Annotated in this window: 19 protein-coding genes; 13 read left to right on the top strand and 6 right to left on the bottom strand. The window is 63.7% G+C overall.

The features are described from left to right. The first annotated feature begins 289 nt into the window (after positions 1-289). On the top strand, positions 290-2,899 hold the full coding sequence (gene acnB, locus AO356_RS24415; RefSeq protein ID WP_060741955.1) for a bifunctional aconitate hydratase 2/2-methylisocitrate dehydratase: 2,610 nt from the start codon (positions 290-292) through the stop codon (positions 2,897-2,899). 334 nt (positions 2,900-3,233) lie between these two features. Here the strand turns inward: acnB and AO356_RS24410 are convergent, their stop codons facing one another. Beyond that, the gene (locus tag AO356_RS24410; protein ID WP_060741954.1) at positions 3,234-4,514 is read right to left on the bottom strand and encodes a serine/threonine transporter; all 1,281 of its coding nucleotides are present in this window, start codon (positions 4,512-4,514) and stop codon (positions 3,234-3,236) included. Positions 4,515-4,972: 458 nt separating this feature from the next. On the opposite strand from AO356_RS24410, the gene AO356_RS24405 reads away from it, so the two are divergent. Continuing rightward, positions 4,973-5,926, top strand: coding sequence for a 2-hydroxyacid dehydrogenase (locus tag AO356_RS24405; protein ID WP_060741953.1), 954 nt, complete (start codon positions 4,973-4,975; stop codon positions 5,924-5,926). On the opposite strand, the gene tssA is transcribed toward AO356_RS24405, so the two are convergent. The 5 genes from tssA to AO356_RS24380 are packed head-to-tail and all read right to left on the bottom strand — an operon-like array spanning position 5,923 to position 13,448. Further along, complete coding sequence (gene tssA, locus AO356_RS24400; protein ID WP_060741952.1) at positions 5,923-6,999, bottom strand: type VI secretion system protein TssA; 1,077 nt, start codon at positions 6,997-6,999, stop codon at positions 5,923-5,925. The genes AO356_RS24405 and tssA overlap by 4 nt on opposite strands. Further along, positions 6,996-10,820, bottom strand: a complete 3,825-nt coding sequence (locus AO356_RS24395) for a type VI secretion system protein (protein WP_060741951.1) — start codon at positions 10,818-10,820, stop codon at positions 6,996-6,998. Before AO356_RS24395 ends, tssA begins: the two co-directional genes overlap by 4 nt. Further along, a complete protein-coding gene (locus tag AO356_RS24390) occupies positions 10,817-11,581 on the bottom strand; it encodes a DotU family type IV/VI secretion system protein (protein ID WP_060741950.1) in 765 nt (254 codons plus the stop codon). The genes AO356_RS24395 and AO356_RS24390 overlap by 4 nt, the downstream gene beginning before the upstream one ends. Before the next feature lie 18 nt (positions 11,582-11,599). Continuing rightward, complete coding sequence (tssK, locus tag AO356_RS24385; protein ID WP_060741949.1) at positions 11,600-12,931, bottom strand: type VI secretion system baseplate subunit TssK; 1,332 nt, start codon at positions 12,929-12,931, stop codon at positions 11,600-11,602. Positions 12,932-12,983: 52 nt separating this feature from the next. Then, a complete protein-coding gene (locus tag AO356_RS24380) occupies positions 12,984-13,448 on the bottom strand; it encodes a hypothetical protein (RefSeq protein ID WP_060741948.1) in 465 nt (154 codons plus the stop codon). 224 nt (positions 13,449-13,672) lie between these two features. Between AO356_RS24380 and tssB the strand changes: the two genes are divergently transcribed. The 11 genes from tssB to AO356_RS24325 all read left to right on the top strand — a co-directional run bounded on the left by tssB (position 13,673) and on the right by AO356_RS24325 (position 26,913). Beyond that, positions 13,673-14,233 (top strand): type VI secretion system contractile sheath small subunit, encoded by a 561-nt coding sequence (gene tssB, locus AO356_RS24375; protein ID WP_060741947.1) that lies wholly within the window; start codon positions 13,673-13,675, stop codon positions 14,231-14,233. A 30-nt stretch (positions 14,234-14,263) separates the two neighbouring features. Then, the gene (gene tssC, locus AO356_RS24370; RefSeq protein ID WP_060741946.1) at positions 14,264-15,745 is read left to right on the top strand and encodes a type VI secretion system contractile sheath large subunit; all 1,482 of its coding nucleotides are present in this window, start codon (positions 14,264-14,266) and stop codon (positions 15,743-15,745) included. Positions 15,746-15,928: 183 nt separating this feature from the next. Further along, positions 15,929-16,426, top strand: a complete 498-nt coding sequence (locus tag AO356_RS24365) for an Hcp family type VI secretion system effector (protein WP_046063980.1) — start codon at positions 15,929-15,931, stop codon at positions 16,424-16,426. Positions 16,427-16,439: 13 nt separating this feature from the next. Then, complete coding sequence (tssE, locus tag AO356_RS24360; RefSeq protein ID WP_060741945.1) at positions 16,440-16,883, top strand: type VI secretion system baseplate subunit TssE; 444 nt, start codon at positions 16,440-16,442, stop codon at positions 16,881-16,883. Continuing rightward, positions 16,867-18,657 (top strand): type VI secretion system baseplate subunit TssF, encoded by a 1,791-nt coding sequence (gene tssF / locus AO356_RS24355; protein WP_060741944.1) that lies wholly within the window; start codon positions 16,867-16,869, stop codon positions 18,655-18,657. Before tssE ends, tssF begins: the two co-directional genes overlap by 17 nt. Next, the gene (gene tssG / locus AO356_RS24350; RefSeq protein ID WP_060741943.1) at positions 18,621-19,646 is read left to right on the top strand and encodes a type VI secretion system baseplate subunit TssG; all 1,026 of its coding nucleotides are present in this window, start codon (positions 18,621-18,623) and stop codon (positions 19,644-19,646) included. The genes tssF and tssG overlap by 37 nt, the downstream gene beginning before the upstream one ends. A gap of 1 nt (position 19,647) precedes the next feature. Beyond that, positions 19,648-22,191, top strand: coding sequence for a type VI secretion system ATPase TssH (tssH, locus tag AO356_RS24345; RefSeq protein ID WP_060741942.1), 2,544 nt, complete (start codon positions 19,648-19,650; stop codon positions 22,189-22,191). Positions 22,192-22,265: 74 nt separating this feature from the next. After that, positions 22,266-22,817: a hypothetical protein gene (locus AO356_RS24340; RefSeq protein WP_225613510.1), complete on the top strand. Its 552-nt coding sequence runs from the start codon at positions 22,266-22,268 to the stop codon at positions 22,815-22,817. Between the two features lie 35 nt (positions 22,818-22,852). Then, positions 22,853-24,862 (top strand): type VI secretion system tip protein VgrG, encoded by a 2,010-nt coding sequence (gene tssI, locus AO356_RS24335; protein ID WP_060741940.1) that lies wholly within the window; start codon positions 22,853-22,855, stop codon positions 24,860-24,862. 13 nt (positions 24,863-24,875) lie between these two features. Then, on the top strand, positions 24,876-25,412 hold the full coding sequence (locus AO356_RS24330; protein WP_060741939.1) for a toxin-antitoxin system YwqK family antitoxin: 537 nt from the start codon (positions 24,876-24,878) through the stop codon (positions 25,410-25,412). Positions 25,413-25,959: 547 nt separating this feature from the next. Beyond that, positions 25,960-26,913 carry an MBL fold metallo-hydrolase gene (locus AO356_RS24325; RefSeq protein WP_060741938.1) on the top strand — a complete coding sequence of 318 codons (954 nt, stop codon included), beginning with the start codon at positions 25,960-25,962 and terminating at the stop codon, positions 26,911-26,913. Positions 26,914-26,955 lie beyond the last annotated feature (42 nt).

The following is a 26,955-nucleotide window of genomic DNA, read 5'->3' as shown; positions in this document are numbered from 1 at the left end:
GCCAGCCTTTTAAGGCGCCAATGTCCGTTAGAAGCTGTTTTCAAAGCGTCACGAGCACAGTCGTTCCTTCAGAGCGGTGTTGGCGAAGGGTCTTTCCAGCGGGGAAAGCCCAACGCCAACCCTCATCAGCTCCCGTTCTGCAGGCGTAAAACTTTGAAAGCAGCTTCTGTGAGGAACTCCGGAAACTCTGGCGTGGTGGCTCAAAAAGCCGCCGACGCGCATGAGTACCGTGGGTTTCTGGATGAGCGTCCCGGACACCCATTTGGGACCACTGATGAGGGTAATAACTGTGCTTGAAGCCTACCGCAAACATATCGAAGAGCGCGCAGCCCTGGGTATCGTTCCCCAGCCGCTTAACGCCGAACAAACCGCAGGCCTGATCGAGCTGCTGAAAAATCCTCCGGCTGGCGAAGAAGCTTTCCTCGTTGACCTGATCACCAATCGCGTTCCGCCTGGAGTCGACGAAGCCGCCTACGTCAAGGCCGGTTTCCTTTCCGCCCTGGCCAAGGGCCAGGCCCAATCCCCTCTGCTGGACAAGAAGCGCGCCGTTGAACTGCTCGGCACCATGCAGGGCGGCTACAACATCGTGACCCTGGTGGAACTGCTGGACGACGCCGAACTGGCGCCGGTAGCCGCCAAGGAACTCAAGCACACCCTGCTGATGTTCGATGCCTTCCACGACGTGGCTGAAAAAGCCAAGAACGGCAACGTTCACGCCAAGGCCGTGCTGCAATCCTGGGCCGACGGCGAGTGGTTCAAGAACCGCCCTGTGCTGGCCGACAAGATCAGCCTGCGGGTGTTCAAGGTCACCGGCGAAACCAACACCGACGACCTGTCCCCTGCCCCTGACGCCTGGTCCCGCCCGGACATCCCGCTGCACGCCCTGGCCATGCTGAAAATGGCCCGTGACGGCATCGTGCCTGATGAACAAGGCAAGACCGGCCCGATGAAGCAGATCGAAGAGATGCGTGGCCAAGGCTTCCCGATCGCCTACGTCGGTGACGTGGTCGGTACCGGTTCGTCGCGCAAATCGGCGACCAACTCGGTACTGTGGTTCTTCGGCGACGACGTTCCTTTCGTTCCGAACAAGCGCGCCGGCGGTTTCTGCTTCGGCAGCAAGATCGCACCGATTTTCTACAACACCATGGAAGACGCCGGCGCCCTGCCGATCGAATTCGATGTGTCCAACATGCACATGGGCGACGTGATCGACCTGTACCCGCATGCTGGCAAAGTCTGCAAGCACGGCACCGATGAAGTCCTGACCACCTTCGAAATGAAGACCCCGGTCCTGTTGGACGAAGTCCGTGCCGGCGGTCGTATCCCGCTGATCATTGGCCGTGGCCTGACCGAGAAGGCACGCGCCGAACTGGGCCTGCCAGCGTTCGATCTGTTCAAGAAGCCTGAAGCTCCCGCTGAAAGCACCAAGGGTTTCACCCTGGCGCAGAAGATGGTCGGCAAGGCTTGCGGTCTGGCGGAAGGCCAAGGCGTGCGCCCGGGTACCTACTGCGAACCGAAGATGACCACCGTGGGTTCCCAGGACACCACCGGTCCGATGACCCGTGACGAACTGAAAGACCTGGCGTGCCTGGGCTTCTCGGCTGACCTGGTAATGCAGTCCTTCTGCCACACCGCGGCCTATCCGAAGCCGATCGACGTGACTACCCACCACACCCTGCCTGACTTCATCATGACCCGCGGCGGCGTTTCCCTGCGTCCGGGCGACGGCATCATCCACTCGTGGCTGAACCGCATGCTGCTGCCAGACACCGTGGGTACCGGTGGTGACTCGCACACCCGCTTCCCGATGGGCATCTCGTTCCCGGCCGGTTCCGGCCTGGTCGCGTTCGCCGCTGCCACCGGTGTCATGCCGCTGGACATGCCCGAATCGATCCTGGTGCGCTTCAAAGGCAAAATGAAACCTGGCATCACCCTGCGTGACCTGGTTCATGCCATTCCGTACTTCGCCATCCAGAACGGCCTGCTGACCGTCGAGAAGAAAGGCAAGAAAAACGCCTTCTCCGGCCGCATCCTGGAAATCGAAGGCCTGGAAGGCCTGACCCTGGAACAGGCTTTCGAATTGTCCGACGCCTCGGCCGAACGTTCGGCTGCCGGTTGCACCATCAAGCTGTCGAAAGAGTCGATCACCGAGTACCTGCAATCGAACATCACCCTGCTGCGCTGGATGATCGGCGAAGGCTACGGTGATGCACGTACCCTGGAACGTCGCGCCCAAGCGATGGAAGCCTGGGTCGCCAACCCGCAACTGATGGAAGCCGACGCCGACGCCGAATACGCCGAAGTCATCGAAATCGATCTGGCCGACATCAGCGAGCCTGTACTCTGCGCGCCGAACGACCCGGACGATGCCCGTCTGCTGTCCAGCGTTGCTGGCGAGAAGATCGACGAAGTGTTCATCGGTTCGTGCATGACCAACATCGGTCACTTCCGCGCCGCCGGTAAACTGCTGGAGCAGGTCAAGGGTCAGCTGCCAACCCGTCTGTGGCTGTCGCCGCCGACCAAGATGGACGCTCACCAGCTCACCGAAGAAGGCTACTACGGCATCTACGGCAAGGCCGGCGCACGGATGGAAATGCCAGGCTGCTCGCTGTGCATGGGTAACCAGGCGCGCGTCGAGCCGAACTCCACCGTGGTGTCGACCTCGACCCGTAACTTCCCGAACCGTCTGGGTGACGGCGCGAACGTCTACCTGGCTTCGGCCGAGCTGGCGTCCGTGGCTTCGATCCTGGGTCGCCTGCCGACCGTCGAGGAGTACATGGAATACGCCGGCAAGATCGACAGCATGGCAGCGGACGTATACCGCTACCTGAGCTTCGACCAGATCGCCGAGTTCCGTGAAGCGGCTGCAAACGCCAACATCCCGGTCGTTCAAGCGTAAAGCTTAAAACGCCCGACTGAAAACGCCGCCCTTCTTGCGAGGGGCGGCGTTTTTTTATGCCTGTCATTTCGATGCCAGCCGAACCACCGCTTTCGCGAGCAAGCCCGCTCCCACAGGGGTTCGGTGGTGTACTGCGATGCTGCATCCAGCCTGGTCCTTGTGGCGAGGGAGCTTGCTCCCGCTGGGCTGCGCAGCAGACCCAACCATTTGCCTGACACACCGAGTCGTCAGGACTCAGGGGCGCTTCGCACCCCAGCGGGAGCAAGCTCCCTCGCCACGGGTAATGGTGTCGACTTACAGACTTGTGCACGCCACCACAACCATTGTGGTCCAGTCAGGCCATCAGGGAGTAGACCAACGCCGTAATCGCCACCAACCCCACCAACACAACGAAGACGTTGGAGGCCTGGCCGCGATAGCGGGCCATGGCCGGGACTTTGCGGATGGCGTACATCGGCATCAGGAACAGGATGGCTGCGATGACCGGGCCGCCCAGGGTTTCGATCATGCCCAGGATGCTCGGGTTGAGGGTGGCGACGATCCAGCACACCACCAGCATGAACGCTGCGGTGAGGCGGTCCAGGGTCTTGGGTGCCGGACGGCGGCCACTCTTGACGATCAGGCCCTTGAGGCCTTCGCTGGCGCCGATGTAGTGCCCCAGGAACGATTTGGAAATGGCGACAAACGCAATCAACGGCGCGGCAAAGGCGATGGTCGGATTGCTGAAATGGTTAGCCAGGTACGACAGGATCGACAGGTTCTGCGCCTTGGCCTCGGCCAATTGCGCCGGGGTCAGCGTCAGCACGCAACTGAACACGAAGAACAGCACCATCACCACCATCAGCACATGGGCGCGCGACAGGATCTGCGAACTGCGCTCCTCGGCGTTGGCGCCGTAGCGACGCTTCTGGTCCACCGCAAACGCCGAGATGATCGGCGAGTGGTTGAACGAGAACACCATCACCGGGATCGCCAGCCACAAGGTATGCAACAACGCCGAAGGTTCCGGCGGCGTCGACGCCGTGCTCAGGATACCGCCGCTCCAGTGGGGAATCAGGAACACCGCCAGAAACAGCAGCGCCACGATGAACGGGTAGACCATCAGGCTCATGGCCTTGACGATCGCCTGCTCGCCGCAACGGACCACCGCCAGCAGGCCGAGGATCAGCACCAGGGACAGCACGGCCCGAGGGGGCGGCTGGATGTGCAACTGATGTTCCAGGAAGCTGCCCACCGTGTTGGTCAGCGCCACGCTGTAGATCAGCAGGATCGGGAAAATGGCAAAGAAGTACAAAAGCGTGATCAGCGCACCGGCCTTGAGGCCGAAATGCTCTTCCACCACCTCGGTGATGTCCGCGCCATCGCGACCGGACAACACGAAACGGGTCAGGCCCCGATGGGCATAGAACGTCATGGGGAACGCCAGCAACGCCAGGATCAGCAGCGGCCAAAAGCCACCCAGGCCCGCATTGATGGGTAAGAACAGAGTGCCGGCACCGATGGCGGTGCCAAACAGACCCAGCATCCAGGTGGTGTCCTGGCGACTCCATTGGCTGAGGGTGGCTGGGACTGTCGTTTCAAAGCGCTCTTCGACGCTATTGGCCTGATCATTCATCCGGTCGGATCTCCGCTTTCCGGTCACATGCACTCGGCCGGGACGAGTCGGAAAACCCCGACAGGCAGCGCCCTGACCGAAACAGGGGCGCGATTGTCCGGGATTCACGAGCAGAAGCAAAGACTTAGCTGAGGAGTGGTTATGCGGATCAGATCGCCGCAGTGGAATTGTCCCTGTATTTCCCTGCATCCCCTGTGGGAGCGAGCTTGCTCGCGATGCAGGCGACTCGGGGTGCAAGTTGCTACCGAGGCGCTGCTATCGCGGGCAAGCCTTGCTCCCACAAAGCTCGCTCCCACCATTGGATCGGAGTACAAGCAGCGAGACAGGCCGTCTGTCAGGCGCCCACACAAAGGCACCACGGCAACCGAAATGCACATAAAAAGCCAAGCCCCCCTGCCCCCGGCTCCTACAATCAGGTTGAATAGCCACAATCGATCCAGCGCCCACAGGAGCCCAGCATGACCGCAACCGTTCTGGTACTGGTTGAAACCGTCAATGAATACCTGCCGATTCTCGAACGGCAGGGTTACCACCTGGAATTGGCGCCCACGCCGGCCGAACGCAAGACAGCGATTTTCGAACACGGTGAACGCTTCAGTGCGGTACTGACCCGCGGCCCCCTGGGTTTGACGGCGGAAGAAATCGGCGCCCTGCCCAATCTGCAAATCATCTGCGTGATCGGTGCCGGTTACGAGCAGGTGGACCTGCAGGCCGCGCGCCAGCGGGGCATCGTGGTAACCAATGGCGCCGGGGTCAACGCGTCGTCGGTGGCCGACCATGCCATGGCACTGCTGCTGGCGCTGGTGCGCGACATCCCCCGGGCCGATGCGAGTGTGCGCCGTGGCGAGTGGGCCAAGGTCATGCGCCCTTCCCTGGCCGGCAAGCGCCTGGGCGTGCTGGGCCTGGGCGCGGTGGGCATGGCCATTGCCAAGCGCGCCGCCCTCGGCTTCGACATGAGCGTCAGCTACCACAATCGCCGGCTGCGCAACGACGTGCCCTACACCTTCTGCGCCACGCCCACGGAACTGGCCCGGGTCTCGGACTTCCTGATCGTCGCCACCCCCGGCGGCCTGGATACCCGGCAGTTGATCAACAAACAGGCCCTCGACGCCCTGGGCCCCCATGGCTTCCTGGTGAACATCGCCCGCGCCAGTGTGGTCGCCACCGCCGACCTGATCAGCGCCCTGGAACAGCGGCGGATCGCCGGCGCGGCCCTGGACGTGTTCGATCACGAACCCGAAGTGCCGGACGCGCTGAAAAACCTGCCCAACGTGGTACTGACGCCCCATGTGGCCGGCCTGTCGCCGGAAGCGACGCGTGGCACGGTGGAGTTGGTCGGCCAGAACCTGAACGCGTTCTTTGCCGGCAAACCGGTGTTGACGCCGGTGCCGCTACCCGACGCGCAGCGTTAAAGCACGCCCAGCAAGGTCCATAACCGCCGGGATTCGGCATCGGCACTGATCAGTTCGCCCAGCAGTTCGCTCAGCGGCTTGTTGCCCCACTCCACACCACGCCGGATCAGGTAGGGCACCGGGCTGTGGGGCTCGGTACGGGCCAGGTAACCGGCGATCACCAGAAGTTGTCGGTAGGCCTCTTCACGATTGGCCGGTTCCTGGAAGACCTGGGCAGCCGCCTGCGGCTGGGGCGTCGACGTCGTCGCCGGGGGCGTTTGCACCGGCACGACGGTGGGTTGTTGTGGGTGCATCGCGATGAACTCCTCTACCAGTGTCAGCAACGCCTGGATCACGTCCTGCAGGGATTTGTAGCCCGGGGCCAGGTTGCCCAGGTAAGCGTCGCTCCAGGCTTCGAGCCGTTGCAGGTGCTGCAGGCTCAACATCAGGCTGCCCTGGCGATGCAACCAGAACGACAAGGGGGTGCCGCGAATCAGTTCGCTGAGTTTCTTTTGCTCGTTGCGCGCCGCTTCCGCCGACGCCTTGGCGTTCTTGCTGTCGTTGACCAATACTTGCTGACGTTGCAAGCGTTGCCAGTCGTCCAGGCAGAAACTGGCAAACGCCGGGTCCCGGCCATCGAGCAATGGCACCCGCGTCAGCAACACTTCGCTGTAGCGCCGGGCCAGCCACTCCAAGGGGATCACTCGCCACGACTGGTCGCCTTCATCGGCCTGGGGATGCAACTGCTCCGGATAGCGTTCACACAACCCCGCCACCAGCGCCAGGCTGCCCGGCAACCCCTCCAGCCCGGCCCGATGCAACCAGGCCTCTCCCAGCCAGGCACTGATCATCAAGTCCTTGCTGCGCTCCAGCAGCAGCGTGGTCGCGAGCCGTTCCAGGTCCGGCCACAGGGCGCGCTTGATCGAAGACTGCCACACACCGGTGGGCAAGCTGGTGTCGTCCTCCCGGCGCAATTCGCGCAGTTGGTCGTATTCCGGCTCGTAGCGCAGGTCGAGACCACAGGGTGACTCGGCACTGATCGGCTCGAGCAACTGAGTGACCAACTCGGGCAAAGGCGATATCGGCACGCTCACAGGCCCTCCTCACGGGTGGCGATGGCGGGGCTCGATGAGGTCGCCATGAAAGGTGAACGGGGTGCCCGCGTCGGCAGCGGCGGGATCGACAATGGCAGCTTGGAGCCCTGGCTCATCAGCGACAGGCGCACGAACATCAGTGTCTGCTCCGCCGTGCGGGCCTGGGTCTGGGCAGTGACCGGCAGTTGCAGGGCCAGGGGAAAATCGGTGTAGTCGACATTCGGCTGACGCTGGGCCGATCCCAGCGCGCGCATCAGGCGCAGCAATGACCACGGCCCCTGGTACTCCCAGCCAGCCTCCAGGTCGCGCACCACCAGGTTCGGTTGCAATGGATCGTTGGCCGGACGCTGGTAGCCGTTGCGGGCCCAGCGCAAGGTCAGGCGCACGGGCTGGCCGACCATCCACCGCAGGTTCTGCTGGCCGCCGCCGGGGTAGCTGATCTGTTGGTTGCCGGCGTCCAGGCTCCAGGCGATCACCTGGTCAGCGCCGCGCTCTTCATCACGATCGGTCCGCCAGCGCACGTCCATCTCCACCCCCAGAATGCCACTCTTGTCGCGCACGAACAGCGGCCCGAGCCAGGTGCCGGCCTGTTTCAAACGGTTGAGAAAATCCTCGGCCGCCAGGCGCTCCGGCGTTTGGCTCAACACCAGTCCGGCCTGGGCCAGGGGCAGGCGTGTGTCGATCAGCTCCAGCAGGTGCTGGACCCGCGCCGGGTCGGCATCGCTGGCGCGCACATCCTGGGCGAACGGAAAACGCCCGGCCAGGTATTGATTGAAATAGTTGGCCACGTCATTCCAGGCGGTCGCCGCCTGGTTCTGTTGCAGGTACAGGCAGCGTTGCAGGGCGCCCTGCTGCAACGCGACCGTACGCTGGGCCAGGTCACCGCGCCCGCTGGGCAGGCTGGAGGTCTGCAAGATCTGCGCACAGGACGTGGTGTCCATGGTGATGAAGTCCCGGCTCACCAATTGCTCCAATTGGGCCGCCGAGCTGGCCGGGTTCTGGTTCTTGTACTTGAGCAATTCATCGTTGAGGGCCATGAAGCGCGCCACCTGGTCGTGCTCCAGGGCCGACAGGTTGTCCTGCTGGACGATCAGCCATTCCAGGGCGGGCATTCGCTGTTCGGCGACCTGCAGCATCACACCGAACTGCTGGCTCAGGCTCAGCTTCAAGTCTTGTGGATCGCTGGCACCGTACAGCTGCAAGCCGAAGTTCTTCGAACCGTCCCAGCGCTGGACATCGGCCCGCTGGCTGAACAGCGGCTGGGCATCGATTTCGTCCAGGCCACTCTTGATCTGCGCCAATGCCCGGCGATTGAGCAGACGCTGGAAACGGATCGCCAGGTCGCCGCGGTGCACATCCATGAAGGCTTTTTGCAGCGCCACGGCCTGGGTCGTTTGTACATTGAAACCCATGCCGGGCAACGACGCGTCGCTTTCATCCAGGCTCAACCACATGGCCCGTGCCGCGGCGCCTTCGGCGGCCTGCATCAGTGCGTCACGGTAATCCGGCGGAATGCGCGGTAATTCTTCACTGGCATAGCTCTTGTAGCTGGCGAAGTAGTTCAGGGCGACGCTGAAATCATCACTGCCATCGCCCTGGCCCATCGCATCGGGGTTGCTGTCCGACGGATCCTTCTGCATGGCCAACGCCACGAAATCGCGCTTGAACAATGCCTGCACCGCACCGTCCAGCGCGGTGACATGGTCCTGCAAAACCAGCAGGCCGCTGCCCTGTTGCACCAGCAGGTTGTCCCGGGAGCCGGTCTGGACGATCCACTGGTCACGAAAACTCTGCTGCAACTTCGCCGCCTGGCTCTCCAGGTCCTGCTCGATATCCGGCCCCAGCAAAGCGCTGTGACTGACCTTGTCCAGCATCTGGCTGTAGCCGGGCACCAGGTCCTGGCCCTTGCCTCGGCCCCAGGCCGAATTGGTCAGGCTGACCAGCGTCTGCAAATCGTCGATCAGCGCCATCAGGTCTTCGAGCTCGCTCAAGGAATTGCCACTGCCGGCCTCCAGCCGTTGCAGGTGCAGCTTGAGGTAACCGGCCTGGCGCACGAAGTTGTCCGCCAGGAAGTAATGGTCCAGCCAGCGCTGCATCAGGCCGGTGAAGTTATCGGAGATCACCGGGCGCGCGGCGTTCAGGTCCAACCCTTTCAAATCACTGTTATGGGCATCGAACAGCACCCGGTTGTAGAAATGTGCGCGGCTCAAGGTGCCGGTGTTGAGTCCCAGGGACAACGCGGTATTGCTCAGTTGCACCAGTTCGTCCAGCGGCGCCTTGGGGTCGTTCACCACCTGGCTGAACATCTGGTTGTGCTGTTCCAGGCGTACCGCCAGGTCCACCAGTGCCTTGGCCTTCACGTAGCTCTGCCATTGCGCCGGGTCTTCACTCTCGAGATTGCCCCGCCGCTCGGTGTTGCGGATGGACTTGAGTTGTTCCAGGTCTGCGTTCAACAGATCCCGCAACGGCAAGATCCAATGATGCCGGGCGGTCAGGCGTAACCCATTCTCCAGTTGCGTGTCCACGGAAGAGAACCACGAGGTGGGAAAGACCACCGAAACGAAGCGCCAGCTCGGGGCTTTTTCCAACACGTTCCAGTAGTTCTGCACGTTGTGCCGGGTCGGCTCCAGTTGCGGTTCGTCGGGGTCGACGACGAGGTGGTTCTTATGGGCGCTGAGGATCAACCGCGACAACCCTTCGGCTTGCTCCACCGAATCGTGCCAGACCCAGACCATGCCCCCCAGCCAGACCAGGCCCACCACCAACGCCACCGCCGCGGCCAACCGATGCCCACGCTGGCGCAAGCGCAACAGCCGTGGCACAGGCTGGGCCAGGCCACGCTCAGCCACCAGCCGCCGCGACCACAATTGCCGGGCGAACACGGTTTGCCCCTGGGCGCTGTCGGCGGCGGTCAACCCGTCGCCGCTGACGGCCGGCGCCTGGCTGGCGGTGAAATACACCCCGCGAAAGCGCGGCGCTTCACCTTGGGCGTTGCCCTGGAACACCGGCTCCAGCAGGATCTGCAAGGCCCGCCGCAAGCCTTCGAAACGCTCCGGCAAACCATAGAGATCGTTACCCAATTGTCCCGACAGCGCACCGATCTCGATGATCGACTGCGACAGCGCGGCGTTGACCTGGTCCAGGGCCTGATCACTCCACTGCGATTGCCACGCCGCATCCGGCAAATACGGCGACGACCAGCCCAGCATCGACTCCCGTGCCTCGGCGGGCAGCGCACTGACCAGTTCCTGGAACCCGGGCAGTTCTTCCATCCCGGTCATCACCACATACACCGGCAGGCTGAGACCGAAGCGTTGCAAAAGGTCGATGAAGCAGCGCCGGACCTTGAGGCTCAGCTCGGTGGTGTGCTCGATGTCATCGAGGGTGCTGAACGGCACGGTCCAGATCACCGCATCCAATGGCCGTTTGCTGCGCAAGCGCAACATCAGCCCGAGCAGGCGCCACCAGTTGCCCCGTTGCCGGTTCATGCCTTCATCGGGCAGGAACAACGCCTGGGGCACCACCAGCACCGCGCCTTCGGCATCGGAAAACCAGCGCCCGAACCAGGCCGCCTTGTCGGTCGGTTGCAAGCGCCACTGGGCACACAGTCGGGCACCGTCGGTTTCATTGCCGAGCATCATCAGCCAGGGCATCTGATAGCGGTCCCGGGTGCCCTGCTCCTGTTCCATGTGGCGCACCGCCCCATAGAAACTGCGGATCGCCGCCCCGCCCTGGGTCCGCAGCCACCAGATCAGGGCCGCGATCAACAGCACCACGACGATGGCGATCAATACCAGGGCAACGATGCTCAGGGTGCTCATGAATCCTGCTCCTGAACCACCGCCGACTCGTTCAGTTGCAACACCGGCTCGAGTTCCAAACGGATGTCACGCCAGAACACCTGCCCCAAGCCGGTCAGCAACAACACCATCGCCAGGATCGCCAGCCCCAGGCGCAAGCCGTCCGGCAACGACTGCTGCACCGGCATACGCACCGGAGGTGTCGCCGCGGCCAACGCCAGGCGCTGGCTGACGTCGACGTAATCGGGGTCGTGTTGCCAGGCGAAGGTGAACAGCGCCGCGCGCCACTTGGCCTGCTGGACCTGGCCGGGCTCGCCCCGCAATCGCCCCTGGAACCCCAGGATCAGGCACTGCAGGTAGACGTTCGCCAGGTCCCGGGTACCGGGCATCTGCTCGTCCAGCAATTTCTTGATCGCCGCCGGCAAGCGCTCGCCGGCCTGGCGACTGGCATACATGCGTGATTCGAGGGGGTGCTGCTGCCAGGCCAGTTGGCCGGGCCAAGGGCTGAACAACAGGGTTTCGTCCACCAGCGCGACGAAGGCATAGACCAGCGCCTTGACCTGCTCGGTGGCCGCATCGCCGACGGTGGCGAAGGCCACCCGCCACAGGCGTTGGGCACTGCGCCCGGAAAACTCCACCACCCGGTTGACCAAAACCGCGGGGTCGCTGTCCCTGGGCAAGTCTTGCCACTCCTGGGACCACTTCAGCCAGGCCTGGCGAAAAGCGCTGCTCAGCGGCGCCTCATGCAGACTCCGAACCGCCCCGCCACTTCCGTCAGGCATACGACTCCCCTTTTGCGATCAGGCACTTTCACTGGCTTGCGCCACGAACAACACCACTTGCCACGGGCTGCTGGCCTGGGCCGATGCCGGTGCCACGATGTGCAGCGGCAATTGCCCGTCGAACCATTGCCCGCTGGCGGCCACCACGAACAAACGGGTGTCGTCGCCGACGCTGTAGGCCACCTGTTCGTTGCGGCTCATGGCCTGGTGGGACAAACCGCTCATGCGTTGCCGGCTCAGCAGCGGGACGTGGCGCGCCGACGCGATGATCGCCCCGCGCAACCAGTCGGCCGCCGCCTGCTCGCTGGCACCGTTGGGCATGCGCAGGCCGATCACCAGGCGTTGATCCGGCTGGTCGTCCGGCAACTGGATCGAGAAGACCTGCTCGTTGCGCTCGAAGGCCAGGCTGCGATAGCCGGCACGGACCAGCTCCAGGGTGGTTTCCAGCCAATCCAGCAACGGCTCGTAGCCATGCTGCAACTCGAGAAAATCCAACGGTGCGAAGGCCGGGACGCCCGCCAGCGGATCGAGGGCCGACCAGCTCCCGGCCAGCCCCAGCAGCAAACCGTAGAGTGCCTGGGGCGTCGCCACGCGGGTGTTCAGCGCCCCTTCGACTTCCGGCAAGCGCGCCCACAAGGCGGTCAATTGCCGGCGAATCTCCATGGCATCGTCCTGGTTGCCGGCCGCCTGGGCCTGACGCAAGCGACCGGCGAGGAACATGCACTTTTCCCGGGCCCGGGCACACACCCCGGCGACCCGCCGGCCGAGGACCGATTCCGGCAACAGGACCGGCGTTGGTGGCGTGTAGGGCACGCGCCAGAAGCCACCGCCCTCCTTGCGGATGCGCAGCAACGGCAGGCAGATCGAATCGGCCTTGCTCAGTTGCGTGCACAACCTCGGGTTGGGTCGCCAGACAGTGATCGATTCGGGAAACTCACCGCTGGTGAGGTCCGGCAACGCCTCGCCGACCACCGACTGCAAACGGCCCTTGAGCGGCAGCAGTTGCCCGGCGCGCCACAGTGGGCTGACGGCCAGGTACACGGTCACGGTGGCGTCGGCGGTCTTGTCGATGGCCTCGGTGATGTCCAGCTCCAGCGTCGGCCCGACGCCAGCCTGCAGGTTGACCGGCAAGCCATCCGGCAAGGTCCCTTGCAATTGCAGCAGCCGTACCTGGCCGGCGCTGAGGGCCGACGGGTCGACCTCCAACTGGCTGACGCCCCAGAACCAAGGGTTGCAGGCCCCGGCGAAATGCGCAGCCAAGGCCTCGGCACGCAGCCCCTGCAATTGAAAATGCTGGGGCAGCAATTGCATGCCCTCATGCCAGCACACCGCGTCAGGTAACAGACTCATACGACTCCCTTCGACATCCCAATGTCGCCGCCCATGGCGGCCCGCGGTTTACTCAAGGCTGATGGTCATCACGCTGGCCATCGTTGACGAGGGTCATCTCGCGACTGTCGAACTTCAGCCAGGCCTTGCGCTGATCGTCCAGCCGAAGCCGGTGGGCTCCGGGAGTGTTATAGCTGGCGAAGACCAAAAGTCCAGCGGCGCGCCGGCCCTCCAATGGGAAGGGTTGGCGGTCGATGAATTGCCCCGGGACCAGCTCCAGCCCCCACACCGACATGAGTTGACGATAGTCGCGCTGGAACTGTTCGCGCTCGGCGAACCATTGGCTGGCGGTGATGCCCGACAGCTGCTTGAGCAGGTCCGGGTCGTTCACCGCGATGAAATCCACCGCGATCGGCGTGTCGTCATTGGCCCGGGGCGCGACGTCCAGGGTCAGGCTGTCCAGGTCGACACTGGGGGCAAAGAGCGAGCAACCGGTGAGTGCCAGGCTCAAAAAAAATCCATAAAAAAACCCACGCAAAATGAATCTTCCTTTTCTCAGCGGTCAAAAATTGTTTTTGCTTGCTTTTTTATAGACCTGTTCTAGCGTCTTGGGTAGTTCGACCCACACGGTTGAATGGACCAGGTTCGTCAAGGGAATGACAGGTTTTCTGCCGCCCGTTTGCAACCTGCGGATCAGCAAGGGAATGCGATGAGCGGGACTCCCGATGCATTGCTCCCACACATGCATCGGAGTCGGCCGCCATGGCAGAAAGTACCCAGCACAAGCTCGACAGAGTCCGTCCTCCCCGCGTCCAGATCACCTATGACGTGGAAATCGGCAACGCCATCGAGAAAAAAGAATTGCCACTGGTGGTCGGCATTCTGGCCGACCTCTCGGGCAAGCCGTTGGACCCGCTGCCCAAGCTCAATGAGCGGCGCTTCACGGAAATCGATCGGGACAACTTCAACGAGGTGCTCGCCTCCATCTCCCCCCGCGCCACGCTGCAGGTGAACAACACCCTCAGCGGCGACGACAGCAAGCTCAACATCGAGCTCAACTTCCGCCACATCGACGACTTCGACCCGGTCAAGGTCGTGGAGCAGGTCACGCCGTTGCGTCGGTTGTTCGAGGCGCGCCAACGCCTGCGGGATCTGTTGACCAAGCTCGACGGCAACGATGACCTGGACAAATTGCTGCGTGACGTGATCGCCAACACCGAGGGCCTGCAGGAGATCAAGTCGGCCCGGCCCCAGGACGCGACGCAGGAGTTGCCGACCGTCGCCGCCAACGATGACCCTGCCCCGGCCGAACCACAGGCCTGATCGCGCGCATCATTCAAGGGAGATACCGCCATGCCTGCTTCATCCAGCGCTCAAACCAGCGAGAGCACGACCCAGACCCTGTCCCTGCTGGACAAGATCATCGCCGAAGGCCGCATGGCCCACGACGACAGCCAGCAAGACTACGCCCGCGACATGCTGGCCGAATTCGCCACTCAGGTCCTCGACGAAGGCATGGCCATCGACAAGGACACGGTGGCGATGATCAACGACCGCATCAGCCAGATCGACGAGTTGATCAGCGCCCAGCTCAACGAAGTGCTGCACCACCCCGACCTGCAGAAACTCGAAGCCTCCTGGCGCGGCCTGCACTTGCTGGTGCAGAACACCGAAACCAGCACCCGGCTGAAATTGCGCCTGCTCAACGTCACTCAGAAAGAACTGCAGAACGACCTGGAAAAAGCCGTCGAATTCGACCAGAGCGCGCTGTTCAAGAAAATCTACGAGGAAGAATACGGCACCTTTGGCGGGCATCCGTTCAGCCTGCTGGTGGGTGACTACACCTTTGGCCGGCATCCCCAGGACATCGGCCTGCTGGAAAAACTCTCGAACGTCGCCGCCGCTGCGCACGCCCCGTTCATCGCCGCCGCCAGCCCGCGGTTGTTCGACATGACCAGCTTCACCGAACTGGCGATCCCCCGGGACCTGTCGAAGATTTTCGAGAGCCAGGAACTGATCAAGTGGCGCGCCTTCCGGGAAAGCGAAGACTCGCGTTATGTGTCCCTGGTGTTGCCGCACTTCCTGCTGCGCCTGCCCTACGGCCCGGACACGCTGCCGGTGGAAGGCATCAACTACGTCGAAGACGTCAACGGCACCGACCACAGCAAGTACCTGTGGGGCAATGCCGCCTGGACGCTGGCGCAACGCATTACCGAAGCCTTCGCCAAATATGGCTGGTGCGCGGCGATTCGCGGGGCCGAAGGTGGTGGCGCGGTCGAAGGCCTGCCGGCACATACCTTCCGTACCAGCTCCGGGGACCTGTCGCTCAAATGCCCGACCGAAGTGGCGATCACCGACCGCCGTGAAAAAGAACTCAACGACCTGGGCTTCATCTCCCTGTGCCACAAGAAAAACAGCGACGTGGCGGTGTTCTTCGGCGGCCAGACCACCAACAAGGCCAAGGTCTACAACACCAACGAGGCCAACGCCAACGCGCGGATCTCGGCGATGTTGCCGTATGTACTCGCGGCTTCGCGTTTTGCCCATTACCTGAAGGTGATCATGCGTGACAAGGTCGGCAGTTTCATGACCCGCGACAACGTGCAGACCTACCTCAACAACTGGATTGCCGACTACGTGCTGATCAATGACAACGCGCCGCAAGAGATCAAGGCGCAGTACCCATTGCGCGAAGCCCGGGTGGACGTGACGGAGGTGGCCGGCAAGCCCGGCGCCTACAAGGCCACGGTGTTCCTGCGGCCGCACTTCCAACTGGAGGAGTTGACCGCGTCGATCCGCCTGGTGGCGACCCTGCCGCCGCCGGTAGCTGCCTGACCGCTGCGTGGCTATGTGGCTATGTGGCTAGGGAGCTTGCTCCCGCTGGGGCGCGAAACGGCCCTGTTTTTTAGGACTGCTGCGCAGCCCAGCGGGAGCAAGCTCCCTCGCCACAGGTTCAGCGTTCGTCTTTAACGGATCGGTATCGGGTAACACCCCACTCGACTTCAGGAGTTCCACACAATGGATGCAATCATTCTCGACCTCGGCGGCGACATCAAGGGCGACAGCCTGCTGGAGGGGTTCACGGACAAGATCGAGGTCATGTCCTACAGCCATAACGTGGCAATGCAGGTCACCAACGACGTCAGTAACTCGGAGCGCACCTCCGGCCGGCCCCACATCGGCGAATTCACCCTGACCAAATTCGTCGACAGCTCCACCCCCACCCTCAATGAGTATTGCTGCGCCGGCAAGCCAATCCCGCAAGCCGTCATCACCATCGGCCGCAACGCCGCCGAGGGCAGCGGCAAACTCATGCCCTTCATCATCTACACCCTGACCAACGTCGTGCTGTCCAACGTCAGTGTCAGTGGCGGCACCGGCGGCAAACCGGTGGAAACCCTGTCGCTGAACTTCACCAAGATCAAATGGGAACTCACCGCACAGAAAGACGACGGTACCAAGGAAGGCACGGCGGGCACGACCTGGGACCTGGCCGCCAACAAAATGACCAAGTAAGGCAGCCGCGCCCATGGCTGGCTTCGGGCTGCGCCCACCCCTGTTCGAACGCCTGGCCAGCCCGGCGGACGACACCGGGCGGGCGTTCGACCGACAGGCGTTGCAAGACTCGGTGCATGCCGAACTGTCGCGCCTGTTCAATACCCGACGCGGTCCACGGGCGCTGACCGATCCACCGAGCATCCTCGACTACGGCATCGCCGACTGGACCGCGCTGCAACAGCAGCGCAGCGATGACCGGCGCCAACTGACCCGGGAAATCCGCCAGGCCATCACCCACTTCGAACCTCGCCTGCGTCTGGGCGAGGTCCAGGTCTGCCCAGTGCCGGGCCATCCGCAGCAACTGTGCATTCGGCTGTCGGGCGAGTTGCGTGGCGACCTGCACGCCTGGCCCGTGGCCTTTGTCATCGAGCCCGCCGGCGACGGCCTGGAGGTACGCCATGAGCGACTCGATTGACCCGCAACTGCTGGACTATTACCAACGGGAGCTGACCTGGTTGCGTCACGCCGGGAGCCTGTTCGCCGAGCGTTATCCCAAGGTCGCCCGGCGCCTGGAGCTGTCCCCCGGTGAATGCCCCGACCCCCACGTCGAGCGCCTGCTGGAAGGGTTCGCCCTGCTGGCCGCGCGCTTGCAACGGCGGCTGGACGACGATTACGCCGAATTCAGCGATGCCCTGCTCGAACAGCTCTACCCGCTGGCCATGCGGCCCTTGCCGTCGTGTGCCATCGTGCAGTTCGAGCCCGACCCGAGCAAAGGCAACTTGAACGAGGGCTACCCGCTGCCCCGCGACACACCGCTGTTCGTCACCACCGACACAGGCCAGAGCATTCATTTTCGCACCACGGCCGCCGTGCATCTGTGGCCAGTCCACGTCAGCGAAGCGCTGCTGCTGGGCAGCGATGAAACCCAGGCGCTGACCGGGGTGGTCCAGGCCCGTTCGGCCTTGCGCCTGGAATTGCGATGCCTGGGAGAAAGCCAGTGGTCGACGCTGGGAATCGACTCGCTGCGGGTGCACCTGGCGGCGTCACCGATGATCAACGCCGGGCTGTACGATTTGCTGGGTGCCCACGCCATCAAGGTCCTGGCCGGCGCGCCGGGCAGCGTGCCGGAGCCGTTGGCCGGCTTGCCGCAGATCGTCGGCTTCGCCAGCGACCAGGTCTTGTTGCCGGACGAGGACGGCGTGCACCCTGGCATGCGCCTGCTGGCCGAGTACTTTGCCTTCCCGGATAAATTCGGTTTCTTCGACCTGCCCCTGGCCGGCGCCACCAGCGACAGCCAGGCCTTGTACCTGTACATCGTGTTCGACCGGGCACCCAGCAGTCGCCTGCCGCTCCAGGCCAGCGACATCGCCCTCGGCTGTACGCCGGTGATCAACCTGTTCCCCCGCACGTCCGAGCCGCTGCGCCCGGATGGCACCCGTAGCGAGTACCGGTTGGTGGCCGACAGTCACCGGGAAAACAGCGTCGAGATCCACAGCATCCGGGGCATGCGCGCCATCTCCGGCCAGGGCGTGCGCAAAGTGCCGGCCTACTACGGCAGCCAGCATGGCAGCGACCAAACCTGCTACTGGCATGCGCGCCGGGTCAGCGGCATGAGCCCGAACCGGCTGGGCACCGACTTGATGGTCAGCCTGGTGGACACCCGGTTCGACCCGCTGGTCGACACCCGCGACTACAGCCTCACCGCCGAACTGCTGTGCACCAACCGCCATCTGGCCCAAAGCCTGCCGGCCGGTACGCCGCTGGGTTTCGAGCGCCCGGGACCGGTGGCCTGGGCGCGCCTGCGCAACCCACCCAGCCCGCAAAGCCTGCCGCGCCTGGACGGTGAATCGCGCTGGCGGCTGGTGTCGCAATTGACCCTCAACCATCTGTCACTGGTCGAAGGCCCCCAGGCACTGGACGCACTGCGTGAGATTCTCGAATTGCACAACCTGCGGGACGAAGCCAGCGCCCACCGACAGATCGAAGGGGTCACCGGACTGGGCTGCGAGCGCGTCATCGCCCATGTCGGCGAAGACGCCTGGCGCGGCTGGCGCAACGGCCTGGAGGTGCGCCTGCACCTGGATCCGCAACATTTTGTCGGCAGCAGCGCCGTGCTCTTCTCCGGTGTGCTGGCGCAGTTCTTTTCCCTTTACGCCACTGCCAACCGCTTCGTACGCACGGTGCTGGTCCAGTCCGACAAGGAGGTGAAGACATGGCAACCCCAAGCCGGCAAACCCCTGGTGCTCTGAACCTGAGCGAGCGACTGCGACGCGACCCGCAACGCTTCGAATGGCTCCAGGCGCTGTTGTTGCTCGAACGCGAACACCCCCAGGCCGAGCCCTTGGGCAGCGGCACCGCGCCGCACGCCGAAGCCTTGCGCCTGCGCGGGCCCTTGACGCCGCTGTTCGCCGCCAGTGAAGTCGAGAGCCTGGACCACGAACCCGGCTTGCCGCCCACCTTGACCACACCGATCTTCGGCCTCGGAGGCCCGGACGGCCCGCTGCCCTACGCCTACCAGGAATGGCTGCAACAGCGAGCGCGGGCGAAGGATCACGCCCCGGCGGAATTCCTCGACCTGTTCCAGCATCGCCTGCTCAGCCTGCTTTACAAGGTGATGCGCAAACATCGCATCGCCCTCGGTTTCACCGCCCCAGGCGCGTCCGCCGTACACGCACAGCTGCGAGCGTTGACCGGCCTGCTGCCCAAGGCCTTGCAGGAGCGCCAGGCCGCCCCCGACTCGGCGGTCCTGGCCTGCACCGCGCTGTACGCCGATGGCCGGCGTTCCCTGGACGGGTTCGCGGCGATTGTTCGCGAGCAGTTCGGCTTGCCCGTGGAACTGAGTGCCTACGAAGGTGGCTGGCGTGAAATCCCGCCCGCCAGTCGCAGCCGCCTGCAACCGGGCGGGCGCAACCTGCGCCTGGGCCGCAACGCGGTGGCCGGCACCCGGGTCTGGGACGAACATGCCGGCGTGCGCCTGACCCTCGGCCCGCTGAGCACGGCCCAGGCCAGCGGATTGCTGCCCACCGGCGAGACCCATCCGCTGCTCGCCAGCCTTTACGCCCTGTATTTCGGCCCCGACCTGGACTGCACCCTGGTGCTGCTGGTCCGCGGTGCCGGCCCGCTGCAACTGGGTCGCCAGGCAGCGCCACGGCTGAACTGGAACGGTGGCCTGCAACGCCAGCCAAGCCTGGCCGTGCAACGGATCGAAACCCGCCTTCGCCAGCCGGAGATTGCCTGAAATGGAACTGGCCAGCCTGATCGGACGCCTCAACCCGGACAACCGCCGCGCCCTGGAACGGGCCGCGCAACGCTGCATGCAGCGCAGCCACCACTACGTGGAAATCGAACACCTGCTGTTGGAGTTGCTCGACATCGAGGGCGGTGACTTCGCCTGCCTGCTGCCGCGTTTCGGCCTGGAACGTGACGCGGTGGCCGCGGAAACCAACAAGGCCCTGGACCTGTTCAAATCCGGCAGCACCCGCACGCCCGCCCTGTCGGCGCACACCATCGGCCTGCTGGAAGATGCCGTGGTCCAGGCCAGCGTGTTGGGCCTGGACAGCATTCGCTCCGGGCTGTTGCTGCTGGCACTGCTGGACCGTGATGAGCGCCGCAGCCTGCTGCTCAACAGTGCCTCGTCGCTGCTGCGCATTCCCCGCGACGCCCTGCGCGCCCAGCTATTGGAATGGACCGAAAGCTCCCGTGAGCATGTCGCTGGCGTGCGCCCGGCCAAGCCCGGCGAGGCGCCACAGAAACAGGACCCGGTGCTGGACCAGTACACCCAGGACCTGACCGCCGACGCCCGGAACGGTCGCATCGACCCCATCGTCGGCCGCGACGGCGAAATCCGTCAGTGCATCGACATCCTGCTCAGGCGCCGGCAGAACAACCCGATCCTGGTGGGCGCGCCGGGTGTCGGCAAGACCGCCGTGGTGGAAGGCCTGGCCCTGCGGATCGCCGCCGGGGATGTGCCGCCATCGCTGCAGGAAGTCACCCTGCGCGTCCTCGACCTGGGCCTGTTACAGGCCGGCGCCGGGGTCAAGGGCGAATTCGAACAACGCCTCAAGGGCGTGATCGACGCGGTACGCAGCGCCGAAAAACCGATCATCCTGTTCATTGACGAAGCCCACACGCTGATCGGCGCCGGCGGTGCGGAAGGCGGCAGCGATGCAGCTAATCTGCTCAAGCCGGCCCTGGCCCGGGGCGAACTGCGCACCCTGGCCGCCACCACCTGGCTGGAATACAAAAAATACTTCGAGAAAGACCCGGCCCTGGCCCGCCGCTTCCAGTTGGTGCAGGTCGAAGAACCGGACGAACTCACCGCCGTGGAAATGCTCCGCGGCGTGGCGAGCAAACTGGAACAGCACCACGGCGTGCAAGTGTTGGACGCCGCCATCCACGAGGCGGTGAAACTGTCCCACCGCTACATCTCCGGGCGGCAGTTGCCGGACAAAGCCATCAGCGTGCTCGACACCGCCTGCGCCCGTGTCGCCCTCGGTCAACACGACGTGCCGCCGCCGCTGGAAAGCCTGCGCCACCGGCAGAACAGCCTCAAGGATGAAGTCGAACGCCTGCGCCGCGAGCAGGCCACTGGCCTGGATCACCGCGAGCGCATCACCCTGCTGGAGGGCGAATCGACCAGCAATGTGCAGGCCATCCGCGAGCTGGAAACCCGCTGGGGCGAAGAGCGCGAAGCCGTACGCGAACTGCTCGACACCCGGCGCGAACTGCTGGCCCTGAGCGAACGGGCCGACAGTGAAAAAGCCGACACCGAGGTCGATAACCGCATCGACCACCTGGCCGCCGAACTGCTGCGCCTGGAAGCCGGCCTCGATGCCATTCGCCAGGACGATCCGCTGGTGCCCGAACAGGTGGACAGCAAGACCGTCGCCGCCGTGATCGCCGGCTGGACCGGCATCCCGGTCGGCAAGATGCTCGCCGACGAAGCCCATGCCGTGCGCACCCTCGGCCAGCGCATGGGCCAGCGGGTCATGGGCCAGGGCACGGCGTTGAACACCATCGCCCAACGCCTGCAAGCCTACCGCGCCGGCCTCACCGACCCACAGAAACCGGTCGGCGTGTTCCTGCTGGTGGGCCCCACCGGCGTGGGCAAGACCGAAACCGCCTACGCCTTGGCCGATGCCTTGTACGGCGGTGAACGCAACCTGATCAGCATCAACCTCTCGGAGTACCAGGAAGCCCACACCGTCAGCCAACTCAAAGGCGCCCCGCCCGGCTACGTCGGCTACGGCAGCGGCGGCGTGCTCACCGAAGCGGTGCGGCGCAAACCCTATTCCGTGGTGTTGCTGGATGAAATCGAAAAGGCCCACCCGGACGTGCTCGAAGCCTTCTACAACGTCTTTGACAAAGGCCTGATGGAAGACGGCACCGGCCTGGTGGTGGACTTCAAGAACACCGTGATGCTCGCCACCAGCAACGTCGGCGCCGAACTGCTACTGGACACGCCGGTGGCGCAACTGGGCACCGACGCCTTCAACGAGGCCTTGCACAAGGTGCTGCTGCAAGCGTTCCGCCCGGCGTTTCTGGCGCGCATGACGGTGGTGGCGTACCGGCCGCTGGATGAGGCGACGCTGGAAGGGATTGTGTTGGCGAAGCTGGAGAAATTGCGCGGGCGTTACAAGGCGGCGACTGGCAAGCAGTTCGAATTCGATGCCGGGATCGTCAAGGCCGTGTTGGCCAAATGCAGCGCGGCGGGGGCACGGGATGTCGAGAATGTGTTGATGACACAGGTGACAGGGAAGTTGGCGGAGTGGGTGTTGGAGTAATACTGCTAAACCGGCCGACTTTTACAACAGCTTCTTACTCAGCGGAGACAGCCATCATGACGGAAGGAGACTTTTTGAACGTTGTATTGCAAGCGGCTGGCGTCCATCCGCAAGACTTCTCCGGCACACCCAGCCAGTTCAATAAAAGCTGGACTTCGAACGGCCCGTGGGAAAGCGCCGCCCAAGTTGAGATTTCCTACCACCTCCAACGTGGCTACGGGATCACTGCCAAGGTCAGGGAGATCAGTTACCCCTGGCCTTACAGCGCAGAGAAGGTGGATTTCTATTTCGTTCTTCTGGGAAAGAGTTATGCAGTGGAAATCAAGGTAGAGAGCACAAACGGAGATTTCGGGGGTGCGAACCTTCAGGAATCCATCACCCGGGATGTCAACAAGCTCCACGGGTTCAAGGCTGATAATCGCTGGGTCGTTGTCGTCGCTACAAGCCAGAAAAATCGTGAGTTGCTGGACAAGACATTGAACCGTGGTGATTCATGGGTCTTCGACGCCGAGGGGTCCTTTACCGCTTATCTCTGCAACATAGACACGTACCCTCATGGCCTTCCTTTCAGTCGATCGAACGAATTAAGCGCGCCGTACAATTTCATCACCACTCATTACAGCTGACGCCTGCGTTTTTCTTGAAGTCGTGAGGACTTTCAATGCCCCGCTCCACCGACAGCAACACCACCCTCTCCCTCACCGCCGCCACGCTGTCGGCGCTCTACCCCGACTCGCTGTCCGGCGAAGAACGCCTCAATGCCCTGGGCTCGCACATTCTCAACGGCATCAACGACGGCGCCTCGCTGGACCTCACCACGGCGGTCGCCAGCCACGTGACCACCACGCTGCACAAGGACGCCCTGCTGCGCCCGCTGGATGGGCTGGTCGCCGAAATCCGCCAACTGCCCGCCGACGCCACCGCCGAGCGCTATCAACTGGTACTGCGCCCCTGGCTCTGGTGGCTGAGCCTTGCCAGCAATAACCGCGTGTTCCAGAACCTTGCCACCTCGGACATCGTCACCACGATCTTCAAGGCCCACGCGTTTACCGATTTCCAGCTCAAACTCAGCGGCAGTTACACGCCAAGGGAGTACTGCGTCCAGTACGGCGAAACCGATCTGGCCTTCGTTTCCCGACTGCTGGAAGAAGATGGGATCTTCTGGTTCTTCAGCCATGAAGCCGGTAAGCACACCCTGGTGCTGGCCGACAGCAACGACGCCTTCGCACCGATTCCCAACGGGCCGACTGTGAATTATCTCGGGCAGGGAATGGGCGAGCGGGAACTGCACGGCATCCGCTCAGGGCAGGTGTGCCTGCAGGCGGTGGCCGGGGTTTACCAAGCCACCGATTATGAATTCACCACGCCGACCACATCGCTCTTCAGCCAGGCCGAAGCCGTGGCCGGACCCAACTCGATGTACGAACATCCGGGCGGCTACAACGCCAAGGCCCAGGGTGATGCACTGACCAAACAGCGGGTGGACGGCCTGCGCAGCCAGGAGAAACGTTTTGTCGGCGAGAGCGACTGTCGCTGGTTGGTGCCGGGGTATTGGTTCACCCTCGCCGGCCATGAAGACACGACGCTGAATATCGACTGGGTGGTGACCTCAGTCAGCCACGAAGCCAGCCATGAAAGCTACCGCAATCGCTTCGAAGCGATCCCCAAGGCCACCGCTTATCGACCGGCCCGCACCACATCAAAACCGCGCATGCACACCCAGACGGCCGTGGTGGTGGGCAAGGCCGGCGAAGAGATCTGGACCGATGAATACGGGCGGATCAAGTTGCAGTTCCCCTGGGACCGTACCGGCAAGAACGACGAGACTTCCTCCTGCTGGGTGCGCGTGGTCCTGCCCTGGAGCGGCAAAGGTTTTGGCATGCAGTTCGTGCCGCGAATCGGCCAGGAAGTCATCGTGACCTTCATCGACGGCGACCCGGATCGTCCCTTGGTCACCGGTTGCGTCTATAACGGCGACAACGCCCTGCCTTACGCGCTGCCGGCGAACCAGACCCAATCCGGAATCAAGACCAACTCGTCCAAGGGCGGCGGCGGATTCAACGAGTTGCGTTTCGAAGACAAGAAGGACGCCGAAGAGGTGTTTCTCCAGGCGCAAAAGGACTTCAACATCAACGTGCTCAACGACACCACCGCCACCGTCGGCCATGACGAAACCCTCACGGTGCAAAACGCCCGCACCCGCACGGTGAAGGAAGGCGACGAGACCGTCACCCTGGAGAAAGGCAAGCGCAGCGTGACCATCCAGACCGGCAGCGACAGCCTCGATGTGAAGGACACCCGCACCGTCACCGTGGGCTCGGACCAGACCCACAGCACCGGCGGCAACTACGACCACAAGGTCACCGGCAATTACAGCCTGACGGTGGACGGCAACCTGACCATCAAGGTCAGCGGCACCCTGACCCTGCAAAGCGGCGGCAGCTTCGCCATCAAGAGCGGCGCGGACCTGGCAGCCCAGGCCAGCACGTCCATCAGCCAGAAAGCCGGCACGGCCCTGAGCAACCAGGCCGGGACGTCATTGGAAAACAAGGCTGGCACCACCCTGACCAACGACGCCGGCATCAGCCTGGTGAACAAGGCGGCCGCCGAACAGACGGTGGACGGTGGCGGCATGCTGACCATCAAGGGTGGCCTGGTGAAGGTCAACTGACGGGAGCACGGCGATGACCACGAAAAGACTGGACCTGGAACGCGGCGACAGCCGGCTGGACGGGCAACTGGTCGATGGCCGGCTCGACGGCCCGCTGCACATCGAAGAAGCTCAACGCCCGCAGGCAAAACTCAACTACAGCCAAGGTGAACTGCAGGGCACCAGCACCCTGTATCACCCCAATGGCAAGGTCTCGGCGGTCCTGCCGTTCGTAAAGGGAAAATTGCAGGGCGTGGCGAGTTTTTACGCGGCCGAAGGCGGCTTGCAACGCCAGGCCACGTATCGCCGAGGGTTGCTGCACGGTGAGGCCAACAACTACTTCCCCGACGGGCAACTGGCCGAAGCCGAGGTCTATCGCGACGGTGTGCGCGACGGCCGCTACCGCCGCCTGCACCCCAACGGCAACCCGGCGGTCGAAGCCCGCTACCTCAACGGCCAACTGCTGGAACCGGCCCAAGCCTACGCCCAGGACGGCCGCCCACTGGACGCCGAGGGCAAACCGATTTCCCGGCTGCACTGGTGGTTCAAGCGCTGGAATGACCCTGCTTAAACATGCCCCCTGACTTTCCTGTGGGAACGGGCTGGCTCGCGAAAGCGCTGGGTCAGCTTAAATCGATGGTGACTGTGCCGCCGCCATCGCGAGCAAGCTCGCTCCCACAATTTGGCCCTGCGTTGTATGCAAAGCTCATGAACACCCAGATCCCCTGTGGGAGCGAGCTTGCTCGCGAAAGCGGTGGATCAGCTTAAATCGATGGTGACTGTGCCGCCGCCATCGCGAGCAAGCTCGCTCCCACAATTTGGCCCTGCGTTGCATGCAAAGCCCATGAACACCCACATCCCCTGTGGGAGCGAGCTTGCTCGCGATGGCGGTGGGTCAGTCGCATCAATGGCGCCTGTACCGTCGTCTCCCCGGCTCACTGAATGCCCATACCTTTTGCTGGGGTCCATCACGCTAAAGCGCCTGTACAACATACCCACGTATGGTATCGAACGCGGTCCGGCGCGATGCAGACTCATTCTCCAGCGACAGCCACTTTCTCATGCCGAGAAAGGCGGCTTTCGCCAACGCCCTTGAGCCAAGCCTTCGGAGAACGACCATGACCACACATTTGAACGCCCCTGCCGCAAAGGATGGAATGCATCCGGATTCAAACATGAGCTTGCACGCTGCCTCGTACGAGGAGTTGGTCCCTTCGCGTTATGCGCTGAAAATTGGCGAGATCGACGTACTGGTGGTCAGCGATGGGGTGTTGCCCCTGCCGACCGCAACGATGTCCACCAATGCCGACCCAGCTGCCCGCGCGGCCTGGTTCAAGGACATGTTCCTGGGCCCGGACGCCTTCGATTGGGCGCTGAACGTGCTGGTGATACGGAGCGGCGAGCAGACCATACTGGTCGATGCCGGGCTCGGCGGCCAGTTTCCCGGTTTCCCGCGGGCCGGGCAGTTTCCCAAGCGCCTTGCCGCCGCTGGTATCGATCTGGCGTCGGTGACCGACGTGGTGATTACCCACATGCACATGGACCACATTGGTGGGCTGCTGGTTGATGAGGTGAAGCGCCGGTTGCGTCCAGACCTGCGGATCCACGTGGCCGCTAGCGAGGTAGCGTTCTGGGCGGCACCGGATTTCTCCCTCACCTCCATGCCCTCACCGGTACCGGACGTACTGCGCGCCACCGCCGAGCAATTCATGCGCGAGTACCACGACAAGCTGCGCACATTCGAGCAAGCCTACGAGGTCGCTCCGGGCGTGCTGGTCAAGCGCACCGGCGGCCATACGCCAGGGCACAGCGTGGTCCACGTGACCTGCGGCGAGGAGCGCTTGACGTTCGCCGGCGATGCGTTGTTCCCGGTCGCTTTCGACCACCCCGACTGGCACAACGGCTTTGAGCATGACCCTGAAGAATCGGTCCGCGTTCGGGTCCGCCTGATGCAAGAAGCGGCGGCGTCCGGTGAGCTGCTGGTCGCCACTCACCTGCCGTTCCCCTCCGTTGGCCGGGTGGCGGTCGACGGTGATGCCTTTCGTTGGGTAGCAGCCTATTGGGACTACTGAGTGCGCGTTGGACCGGGGCCAGCGTCCAAGCCGGACGCCGAC

The sequence above is a fragment of the Pseudomonas fluorescens genome, assembly GCF_001307275.1.
Lineage (GTDB): Bacteria > Pseudomonadota > Gammaproteobacteria > Pseudomonadales > Pseudomonadaceae > Aquipseudomonas > Aquipseudomonas fluorescens_AA.
The sequence above is the reverse complement of the archived record's forward strand: the minus strand, read 5'-3'. Positions and strand labels throughout refer to the sequence as shown.